Origin of the sequence: Kitasatospora sp. NPDC101176, from assembly GCF_044768035.1 — a bacterium.
Taxonomy (GTDB): Bacteria; Actinomycetota; Actinomycetes; order Streptomycetales; family Streptomycetaceae; genus Kitasatospora.
Map to the genome: position 1 here is coordinate 59,480 of NZ_JBIWPA010000046.1, position 8,693 is coordinate 68,172.

Sequence of the window (8,693 nt, forward strand, 5' to 3'; positions counted from 1 at the left end):
GAGCGGCGACCGGGGGCGGCGACCGGCACGGCACCGCCCGGAGGACCGGGTACCCGACGCCGGGGCGGGCCGCACCGCCGCCTATGCTGCGGCGAATGTCCTTCGAGCAGATTCCGCCGCACCGTCAGCAACCCGCCCTCCTGGAGGCGGTGGCCGAGTTGGAGGCGGTGACCGCCGCCGGGGACGACGAGGGCTTCGGCCCCGCGCTGGGCCGGGTGGGCGGGCTGTTCGGGTCGGCCGGGCCGGCCGAGGTGGCCGCGGCCGGGCCCCGGCTGGCCGCGCTGCTGCCGGACGCCCCGCCGTTCCCCCGGGCCCACCTGGCGATGGTGGTGGGCGCCTGCGTGGAGAACGGCGCCGATCCGCTGGCCTGCGCCGGCCCGGTGCTGGCGGGCCTGCGCGGGGCACTGGGCGGCGCGCAGCGGCTGGTGCGGCGGTGGGAGGAGACCGGCGGCGGCCCGCTGCCGGATCCGGAGGCGGACGATCCGGCCGAGGCGCACGACCGGATCGAGCACCGGGAGCACCTGGACGCCTGGCACGCCCACCTGGCCGTGGTCGGCTGGTGGACGCTGCACCTCTGGCAGCAGGCCGCCTGGGCGGTGTACGCGCACGCGGCGGTGCGGACCGAGGCGCGGGCCTCGGGCGTCACCGGGGTGCTGCTGGAGCTGTTCGGCCGGTACTCCGGCGGGCAGCACGAGTTCAAGGGCCTGGCCCACCTGGCGCTGGTCCTCGACGACGAGCCGCTGCTGGTCCTGCACCGCCCCACCGGCGCCGGCTTCCTGCTGCGGATGGACGGGCTGAGCGACACCTTCCAGCTGCACACCCTGCTGGCCGACGTGCTGGTCGGCGGCGGCCACCTGCCCGGCCCCCGACCGGACCCGGAGGTGGCTGCGCTGGCCCGCACCGCCGACCTGGACGGTCGCCGGGTGATCGCGACCGGCGCGTTCAACCTGGTCGCCCCGGACGGCTCGTGGCTCTGGAACGAGGGCACGCCGAGTGACGTCCCGGTGGTGGACGGCGTGCGCACCCTGGTGCTGGACCCGCTGCCCTACGAGCGCAGCTGGTCGGCCGGGCGGTTCATCCAGGAGCTCCCGGGGGACCTCCGGCTGGAACGGGTGCTGCCCCCGGCGGAGGCCGCGCGGCTGCTGGCCCGGACCGCCCCGGCGCAGTCGGCGGAGCAGGCGTTCCGCTAGCGGCGGGCCCCGCTCCCCGGGCCCGGGCCCACTCCGGCCGGGGCCCGAAACGGGGCAGGGCAGGACCGGACGGGACGGGACGGGCGCGCGGAACGGCGGGGCGAGGGGCGGGATACGGCCGGGTTAGGGTCGGGAGGCGGAACAGGAAGTCGGAACAGCCCCTACGAGTGGAGTCCCCCATGGCGAAGGTCCCGAACGTGCTCGTCTCCGCCGCGCCCGCCGCGCTGACCGCGGCGAGCGGCCTGGTCGGCGGCTACGGCGTCGCCCGCTGGAGCGGCCGGCGCGAGCTGGGCGGCGCGGTGCTGGCGGCCGCCGGTGCCGGGGCGGCCGCGCAGTGGCGCCGCAGCTCGGGCCCGGCCACCGCGGCGGCGCTGACCGGCCTGTACGTGGCGGCCTTCGGCGGCTCCCACCCGCTGGCGAAGAAGATCGGCGCCTGGCCGTCCGTCCTCGCCGTCACCGCCGTGGTCGCGGCGGCCTCGACGGCCGCCACGGCGCTCTCCGCCCGCCGCCGCTAGGGTCTGTCTTCAAACCCCCGTCGTCCGCCCGGAGGGCGTCATCGCGCCGCCGCGCCGAACCGCTCGACGAAGGCGGCCCGGTTCGCCGAGACCGGTGAGCGGTCCCAGACCGCGAACACCACCCGCTCGAAGGCCGCCCCGTACCGGGCCAGCGCGCCCTCGAAGGCCTCGGCGACCTGCGCCGGGTCGTTGCGGAACACCCCGCAGCCCCAGGCCCCGAGCACCAGCGTGCGGACCTCGTGCCGGGCCGCCGCCGCGAGCACCCGGACGGCCCGCTCGGCGAGCACGCCGCGGACGTCCACGCCGGCCGAACGCCGCTCCAGCTGGCCGGCGTTGGGCGCGGGCGAGGTCAGGAAGGTGACCGGGTAGGGCCGGGCCAGCAGCTCGCCGCGCCCGTCCCTGATCACCGGGACCGCGGGCGAGACGATCACCCGGTGGCTGTACCGCAGGTCGGTCGAGGCCCGGTGCGCCTCGTAGTAGTCGGGCGCCTCCAGCAGGCAGGTGTACAGCAGCGCGCTGCGGCACAGGTCCTCCTCCTGGGCGCGGGCGCCGCGCAGGTAGCCGCCGCCGGGGTTGCGCGCGGAGGCGAAGTTGAGGACCCCGACCGGGCCGGCCCCGCCCTCGACCAGGCGCCGGGCGGCCTCGATGCTGCCCTCGGCGGTGACCTCCACCGCCCCGCGCGGCCCCGGCCCCGGATCGCCGGCGCGCAGCAGCGCGGCCAGCCCCTCCGGCGGGTACGACACCGTCCCGGCCCGGGCCGCCGCCAACTGCTCCCCCACCGACACGGGTTCGCCCCCGGACGCCCGGTAGCTCCCCCGCTCGGCGATCTCCTCGTTCCTCCGTGCCACGTCGTGCAGTCTGCTGCTCATGGCCGCGACGCTACGGGACTTCCGCCACTCCGCGCCACAGGTTATTCTCACTCGCAGAACAACACCTCCGGGGGCACGAGGGAGGTGTCGGGGGTACCGGGGGGTGTCCGGGGGGCCGGGGGAACGCGAAGGGCCCGCTCCATGCACTGGAGCGGGCCCTTCGTGCGTTCCTCCCGGCCGGGGCCGGCCGGCCCGGGCGTCCTGCGCCCGGCCCGGCCGGCCTCAGCCGCGGCCGTCACCGGTGGCGGACCACCGGCCGTACGGCGTCAGTTCTTCCAGCGCGGCTTGCGGTCGTCGCGGTTGAAGCCGCCGCGGTCGCGGTCGAAGCCGCCCGAACGGGCGCCGCGGTCGTCACGGTCCCGGCCGCCGAAGCCGCCGGAGGCCTGCGGGCGGCCACCGGAGCGGTGGTCGTCCCGGCGGGCGAACGGACGGCTGCTGGCGCCGCGCTCGTCGCGGTCACGGCCGAAGGCCGGACGGTCGCCGAAGGAGCGGGCCGGACGGTCGCCGAAGGAGCGGCCGCCACGGTCGTCACGGTCACGGTTGAAGCCACCGCGGTCACGGTCGAAGCCGCCGGAGCGGGCCGGACGGTCGCCGAAGGAGCGGCCGCCACGGTCGTCACGGTCACGGTTGAAGCCACCGGAGCGGCGGTCGTCGCGGTCGAAGCCACCCGAACGGGCGCCGCGGTCGTCACGGTCCCGGCCGCCGAAGCCGGCGCGGTCGCGGTCGAAGCCACCGGAGCGGCGGTCGTCGCGGTCGCGGCCGCCGAAGCCGCCCGAACGACGGTCGTCACGGTCACGGTTGAAGCCGCCGGAGCGGCGGTCGTCACGGTCGCGGTCGAAGCCGCCCGAGCGGCGGTCGTCGCGGTCGCGGCCGCCGAAGCCGCCCGAACGACGGTCGTCACGGTCGCGGTCGCGGCCGAAGGCCGGACGCTCGGTGCGCGCCTCGCGGTACGACGGGGTGCGCTCCTCGGCCTGCGCCGCGGCGGCCGCGGTGGTCGCCTCGGCGGCCGGGGCCTCCGCGGCGGCGTCGTCGCCGGCCTCGGCGGCCGGGGCCTCGTCCACGATGCCCAGGTCGGCGCGCTCGCGGGCGGCGCGGGCGGCCAGGCGGTCGGCCTCCTCGCGCAGCTCGGTGGCGCGGCGCTGCGCGCGCTCCAGCTGGCGGGTCATGTCGGCGAGCTCGCGCTCGGCGGCACCGGCGATGTTGGCGGCGCTCTCGGCCTGGACCTCGGTGAGCGAGCGGGCGCCGGTGATCTTGGCGACCTCGGCGTCGAAGGCGTGGTCCAGGATGTGGCGGCTGGCGTCGACGCCCGCGTCTTCCATCAGGCGGAACACGCCGCGGCGCTGGTGCGGCAGCACCAGGGTGACGACGGCGCCGGAGCGGCCGGCGCGGGCGGTGCGGCCGGAGCGGTGCAGGTAGTCCTTGTGGTCGCCGGCCGGGTCCACGTTGAGGACCAGGTCGATGCCGTCGACGTGGATGCCGCGGGCGGCGACGTCGGTGGCGACGACGACGTTGACGTAGCCGTCCTTGAAGTCGCCGAGGACGCGGGTGCGGGCGCCCTGGGTCATGCCGCCGTGCAGCGCGTCGGCCTTCACGCCGGCCTCGATGAGCTGCTCGGCGACGCGGTCGGCGCCCATCTGGGTGCGGACGAAGATGATCGTGCGGCCCTTGCGGGCGGCGATCGCGTTGGTGATCGGCGCCTTGTCCTTGGGCTTCACCACGAGGATGTGGTGGGTCATGGTGGTGACGGCGCCGGCCGACGGGTCGACCTCGTGGGTGACCGGGTTCTTCAGGTAGCGCTTCACCAGGGTGTCGATCTCGTTCTCCAGGGTGGCGGAGAACAGCAGGCGCTGGCCGCCGGCCGGCACCTGGTCGAGGATCTCGGTGACCTCGGGCAGGAAGCCCATGTCGGCCATCTGGTCGGCCTCGTCGAGCACGACGGTCTGGACGTCGTCCAGCTTGGCCGAGCCGCGGTTCAGCAGGTCGCGCAGGCGGCCCGGGGTGGCGACCAGGATGTCGACGCCGCGCTCCAGCGCGTAGATCTGGTTCGACATCGAGGTACCGCCGCAGACGACCTTGAGGCGCAGGCCGAGCACCGAGCCGAAGGGCTCCAGGGCGTCGGCGACCTGCATGGCCAGCTCGCGGGTCGGGACCAGGATCAGGCCGCGCGGGTGCTTGGCGCGGGTGCGCTCGCCGTCGGCGAGGCGGGTCAGCAGCGGCAGGCCGAAGCTGAGGGTCTTGCCGGAGCCGGTGCGGCCGCGGCCCAGCACGTCCTTGCCGGCCAGGGCGTCCGGGATGGTCGCGGCCTGGATCGGGAAGGGGGTGGTGACGCCGCGCTTGGCGAGGGCGCGCACGACGTCGTCGTGCAGGCCCAGGTCACCGAAGGTGATGGTGGGCTCGGCGGCCTCGGCGGTGTCGTCCGCGTCGGCGGCGTCCGAGTCGGCGTCGGCGATCCCGGCGTCGATCAGCTCGACGTCGGCGAGGTCGACGACCTCGGTGGTGGTGTCGTTGGTGTCGGTGACATCGGCGGCGGACTCGCTTGCGGGCATGGCGAAGCGGGCGTCGTCAACGAGAGACATGCAAAACCTTCCGGAAGTGGCACGCGCCAAAGTCCGGGGTTCTGTTTCACAACCGCCTCTATGCGGTCAGCCACGGATCGCCGGAACGCGCCAAGGGCGCCAGATGGAAATAGGGCGCCAGTCAAATGGATCAAACGAACGATCTACCACCATAGAGGAACCTCGGGATCAGAGGCAAATGCCCTGGCCAGCTCGCTAATGCCCACCCGCGCGCGGGCTCGGGGCCGAGGAACCGGAGCTACCCGCAGAGGGCTCCGTGGCCGGTGGGGCGGTGGTGGCGGGTGCGCTGTGCTCGGGCTCGGGGGACGTCGACGGGTGGCTGCTCGGCGTCACCGACGGCGTGCCCGCCGCACCCCCGCCACCGTGCCCGTCACCGGCGCCGCCCGTCCCGCCGGAGCCGCCCGGGCCCGCGGTGGTGCCGCTGCCGGCCGCCCCGCCGGGGCCGGCCGTCGAACCGCCCGTACGGGGCGCGGGGCTGGCGCTCACGCCGCCCGCCGCACCGTTCACGCCGGTCGCACCCGGCGCGGTGTCCATGGCGGGCGCCGCCGGGACCGGGACCACGCCGGCGGCCGCGCCGGTCACGCCCGGCGCCACCTCGCCCGCCACGGCGGCCGTGGCCCCGCTCGGCGCACTCTCTCCCGGCGAGCTCCCCGGGCGCTCCGGGCGCCCCGACACGCCCCCCGGGTGCCCGGCGCCGGGCGAGGCCGACGGCCCGCCCGTCGCCCCCGGCCTCCCGGCCGGACCGGCCTGACCGACCGGCGCCACACCGTGCTTCTCCTCCGTCGCCCCGCCCGGGCCCACCGACATGCAACCCGTCAGCCCCAGCCCGGCCACCACCAGCACCGCCGCGGCCCGCACCCCGCTCGACCGCCGGACCACCGCTCCCGGCACCGCCCGCCCCGCCGCCAGCTCCCGCAGCGGGGCCGCGCCCCGCGCCGGAGCCACCCGCGCCGTCCCCGCACGCACCGCCGCCCGAACCGCCCGCACCGAAGCCACCGCGCTCACTCTCCACCGCCCCGCCCGGGCCGCCCACTGCCGCGCGGCCGCTTCCGGTGCCCAACGCGCACCCGCCCCGGCGGGACACGGGCGGCACACCAGGAAGCCCCCGGGCGGGCCCTGCGGGGCGCGTGGGGCCACCGGGGACCGCGGGGACCGGGACGGGGCCGGAGGCGCGCCGGGGCGGCCTGCAGGGCCTCCGGAGCGCCGGGGCCCGCACGGCCCCGCCACGGCGGGCCTCCCGGGCCCGGCCGGATCAGCCCCAGAGCGCCGAGGCCAGCCCCGCCCCCGCGTACACCGCGGCCAGGCCCACCGCCAGGCTCCCCGCCGCGTTCGCCAGCGCGTACCGCCCGGAGCCGGTCTCCACCAGCCGCAACGTCTCGTACGAGAACGTCGAGTAGGTCGTCAGCGCCCCGCACAGCCCCGTCCCCAGCAGCAGCTGGACCTGCGAGGACGCCGCCCCCGCCGCCACCGCCCCGGTCACCAGGCCCAGCACCAGGCAGCCGACCGCGTTCACCGTGAACGTCCCCCACGGGAACACCGAGTCGTGCCGGGCCTGCACCGCGCGGTCCGTCAGGTACCGCAGCGGCGCGCCGACCACCGCGCCCGCCACCACCAGCAGCCAGTTCACCCCGCCGCCCCCTCCCGCCCCACGTAGCGCACCACCTCGCAGCGGTCGAGCAGCACCAGCCCCTCCGCGACCAGCCCGTCCAGCTGCGGCAGGAACGCCCGCACCCGCTCCTCCGCGTCCACGATCACCACCGCCACCGGCAGGTCCTCGCTCAGCGACAGCAGCCGCGCGGTGTGCACCAGCGACGACGCCCCGAAGCCCTCGATCCCCCGGAACACGCTCGCCCCGGCCAGCCCGGCGGCCCGCGCGCGGTGCACGATCTCGCTGTACAGCGGCCGGTGGTGCCAGTGGTCGTTCTCACCCACCAGGACGGTCAGCCGCAGCGCCGGCCCGCTCAGCCCGCTCACCGCACGCCCCCTCGGCGGATCAGACGGCGCGTCACGCCGGCCGCCGCCCACACCGCGCCGAGCGCGGCGACCAGGGTCAGCCCCAGGTACGTCAGGCCGAGTCCGAGCCGCCCCGCCTCCAGCAGCCGCCGGACGTCCACCGCGTACGTCGAGAAGGTCGTGAACCCGCCCAGCACCCCGGTGCCGAAGAACGGCCGCAGCAGCGGGTGCACCGGACGCCCCTCGGTCACGGTCACCAGGAAGACCCCGATCACCGCGCAACCGACCACGTTGACCAGCAGCGTCGTCCACGGGAACGCCGTCGGGCCGTCGGGCCGGAGCAGCCCGGCCGCGTACCGCGCCAGGGCCCCGATCGCCCCGCCCGCCGCGACCACCGCCACCGCGGGCCCCTGCCCGCGCAGCGCCGGCGGCCGCCGGCGCTCCGCCCCGCCGCCCCGCGGCCTGGCTCGCGCCGGGCCGTCCACCGTGCCGTCCGAGGTCGCCATGGGCCCATCAAACACCGGCTCACGCCACCTGGCACACCGTCACCCCAGACCCGACAATGATCCGGTGGAGATGACCCGGGAAGAGTTCGAGACGCTGGTCAGCGACGCCCTCGACCAGATTCCCCCGCAGCTCGCGGCCATGATGGACAACGTCGCCGTCTTCGTCGAGGACGAACCGGACGCCTCCGACCCGGAGCTCCTCGGCCTCTACGAGGGCACCCCGCTCACCGAGCGCGGCGAGTGGTACGCCGGCGTCCTGCCCGACCGGATCATCATCTACCGCGGCCCCACCCTCCGGCACTGCGAGACCCACGAGCAGGTCGTCGAGGAGGTGCGCACCACCGTGATCCACGAGGTCGCCCACCACTTCGGCTTCGACGACCACGAACTCGACGAGCTCGGCTGGTCCTGACCGGCTCCCCGCCCGCCCCGGACCGGCCGCGCCCCGGGCCCCGGACCGCCCCCGACCCGACCGGCCGAAACCCGTTTTGGCGATCCGCCCGGCATCCCATATGCTTCTCGACGTCCCCGAGCGCTGGAAACAGCGGGACAGGCCGCAAGCCCTCATCGTCTAGTGGCCCAGGACGCCGCCCTTTCAAGGCGGTAGCACGGGTTCGAATCCCGTTGGGGGCACGCAGTACCGTAGTAAAGTGCAGTGACGCAAGACCTGAGTGGGAAACCACTTCTAGGTCCCGTGGAGCAGTTGGTTAGCTCGCCACCCTGTCAAGGTGGAGGTCGCGGGTTCAAGTCCCGTCGGGATCGCTCGTCTCGCAGGAGACGGTGCAGTACGGCCAGGTAGCTCAGTTGGTACGAGCGTCCGCCTGAAAAGCGGAAGGTCGCCGGTTCGACCCCGGCCCTGGCCACAGAAGGAAGGCCCCGGAGAGTACACTCTCCGGGGCCTTCCGTATGCCTGCCCCCGACCCGCCCGGCGGGGATGCGCGGACGTGACGGAGGTCACGGCCCCGGGGGGGGGGGGGGGGGGGGGCCGCGCCCCCCCCCCCCCCCCCCCCCCCCCCCCCCCCCCCCCCCCCCCCCCCCCCCCCCCCCCCCCCCCCCCCCCCCCCCCCCCCCCCCCCCCCACGGG

9 protein-coding genes and 3 tRNA genes are annotated in these 8,693 nt (G+C 76.6%); 7 read left to right on the forward strand and 5 right to left on the reverse strand.

Features of this window, described 5'->3' with window-relative positions:
* The first annotated feature begins 95 nt into the window (after nt 1-95).
* Together ACIRS1_RS36830 and ACIRS1_RS36835 are read left to right on the forward strand one after the other, a co-directional pair.
* Nucleotides 96-1,190, forward strand: coding sequence for a hypothetical protein (locus tag ACIRS1_RS36830; protein ID WP_402846869.1), 1,095 nt, complete (start codon nt 96-98; stop codon nt 1,188-1,190).
* Nucleotides 1,191-1,369: 179 nt separating this feature from the next.
* Nucleotides 1,370-1,705, forward strand: coding sequence for a hypothetical protein (locus ACIRS1_RS36835; RefSeq protein ID WP_363365641.1), 336 nt, complete (start codon nt 1,370-1,372; stop codon nt 1,703-1,705).
* A 38-nt stretch (nt 1,706-1,743) separates the two neighbouring features.
* Here ACIRS1_RS36835 and ACIRS1_RS36840 read toward each other — a convergent pair whose 3' ends face one another.
* A complete protein-coding gene (locus ACIRS1_RS36840; RefSeq protein WP_402846871.1) occupies nt 1,744-2,574 on the reverse strand; it encodes a TIGR02452 family protein in 831 nt (276 codons plus the stop codon).
* 266 nt (nt 2,575-2,840) lie between these two features.
* Nucleotides 2,841-5,150, reverse strand: a complete 2,310-nt coding sequence (locus ACIRS1_RS36845) for a DEAD/DEAH box helicase (RefSeq protein ID WP_402846873.1) — start codon at nt 5,148-5,150, stop codon at nt 2,841-2,843.
* Between the two features lie 256 nt (nt 5,151-5,406).
* Here ACIRS1_RS36845 and ACIRS1_RS36850 point away from each other — a divergent pair, with 256 nt between their 5' ends.
* A complete protein-coding gene (locus tag ACIRS1_RS36850; RefSeq protein ID WP_402846875.1) occupies nt 5,407-5,901 on the forward strand; it encodes a hypothetical protein in 495 nt (164 codons plus the stop codon).
* 501 nt (nt 5,902-6,402) lie between these two features.
* Here ACIRS1_RS36850 and crcB (ACIRS1_RS36855) read toward each other — a convergent pair.
* The 3 genes from crcB (ACIRS1_RS36855) to crcB (ACIRS1_RS36865) are packed head-to-tail and all read right to left on the reverse strand — an operon-like array spanning nt 6,403 to nt 7,609.
* Complete coding sequence (crcB, locus tag ACIRS1_RS36855; RefSeq protein ID WP_402846877.1) at nt 6,403-6,777, reverse strand: fluoride efflux transporter CrcB; 375 nt, start codon at nt 6,775-6,777, stop codon at nt 6,403-6,405.
* A complete protein-coding gene (locus tag ACIRS1_RS36860; protein ID WP_402846879.1) occupies nt 6,774-7,124 on the reverse strand; it encodes a DUF190 domain-containing protein in 351 nt (116 codons plus the stop codon). Before ACIRS1_RS36860 ends, crcB (ACIRS1_RS36855) begins: the two co-directional genes overlap by 4 nt.
* Entirely contained in the window at nt 7,121-7,609 is a 489-nt protein-coding gene (gene crcB / locus ACIRS1_RS36865; RefSeq protein WP_402846881.1) for a fluoride efflux transporter CrcB, read from the reverse strand. Before crcB (ACIRS1_RS36865) ends, ACIRS1_RS36860 begins: the two co-directional genes overlap by 4 nt.
* 70 nt (nt 7,610-7,679) lie before the next feature.
* Between crcB (ACIRS1_RS36865) and ACIRS1_RS36870 the strand changes: the two genes are divergently transcribed.
* From ACIRS1_RS36870 to ACIRS1_RS36885, 4 genes are all read left to right on the forward strand, one after another.
* Nucleotides 7,680-8,021, forward strand: coding sequence for a metallopeptidase family protein (locus ACIRS1_RS36870; RefSeq protein ID WP_360220448.1), 342 nt, complete (start codon nt 7,680-7,682; stop codon nt 8,019-8,021).
* A gap of 148 nt (nt 8,022-8,169) precedes the next feature.
* Nucleotides 8,170-8,242, forward strand: a tRNA-Glu gene (locus ACIRS1_RS36875).
* A gap of 55 nt (nt 8,243-8,297) precedes the next feature.
* Nucleotides 8,298-8,371, forward strand: a tRNA-Asp gene (locus ACIRS1_RS36880).
* 27 nt (nt 8,372-8,398) lie between these two features.
* Nucleotides 8,399-8,472: transfer RNA gene (locus tag ACIRS1_RS36885), tRNA-Phe, on the forward strand.
* Nucleotides 8,473-8,693: the final 221 nt, after the last annotated feature.

Excerpts from the sequence above, each read along its gene's own strand:
- ACIRS1_RS36845 (WP_402846873.1), bottom strand. The coding sequence starts at position 5,150 with ATGTCTCTCGTTGACGACGCCCGCTTCGCCATGCCCGCAAGCGAGTCC.
- ACIRS1_RS36870 (WP_360220448.1), top strand. The coding sequence starts at position 7,680 with ATGACCCGGGAAGAGTTCGAGACGCTGGTCAGCGACGCCCTCGACCAG.
- ACIRS1_RS36830 (WP_402846869.1), top strand. The coding sequence starts at position 96 with ATGTCCTTCGAGCAGATTCCGCCGCACCGTCAGCAACCCGCCCTCCTG.
- crcB (WP_402846881.1), bottom strand. The coding sequence starts at position 7,609 with ATGGCGACCTCGGACGGCACGGTGGACGGCCCGGCGCGAGCCAGGCCG.
- ACIRS1_RS36840 (WP_402846871.1), bottom strand. The coding sequence starts at position 2,574 with ATGAGCAGCAGACTGCACGACGTGGCACGGAGGAACGAGGAGATCGCC.
- ACIRS1_RS36835 (WP_363365641.1), top strand. The coding sequence starts at position 1,370 with ATGGCGAAGGTCCCGAACGTGCTCGTCTCCGCCGCGCCCGCCGCGCTG.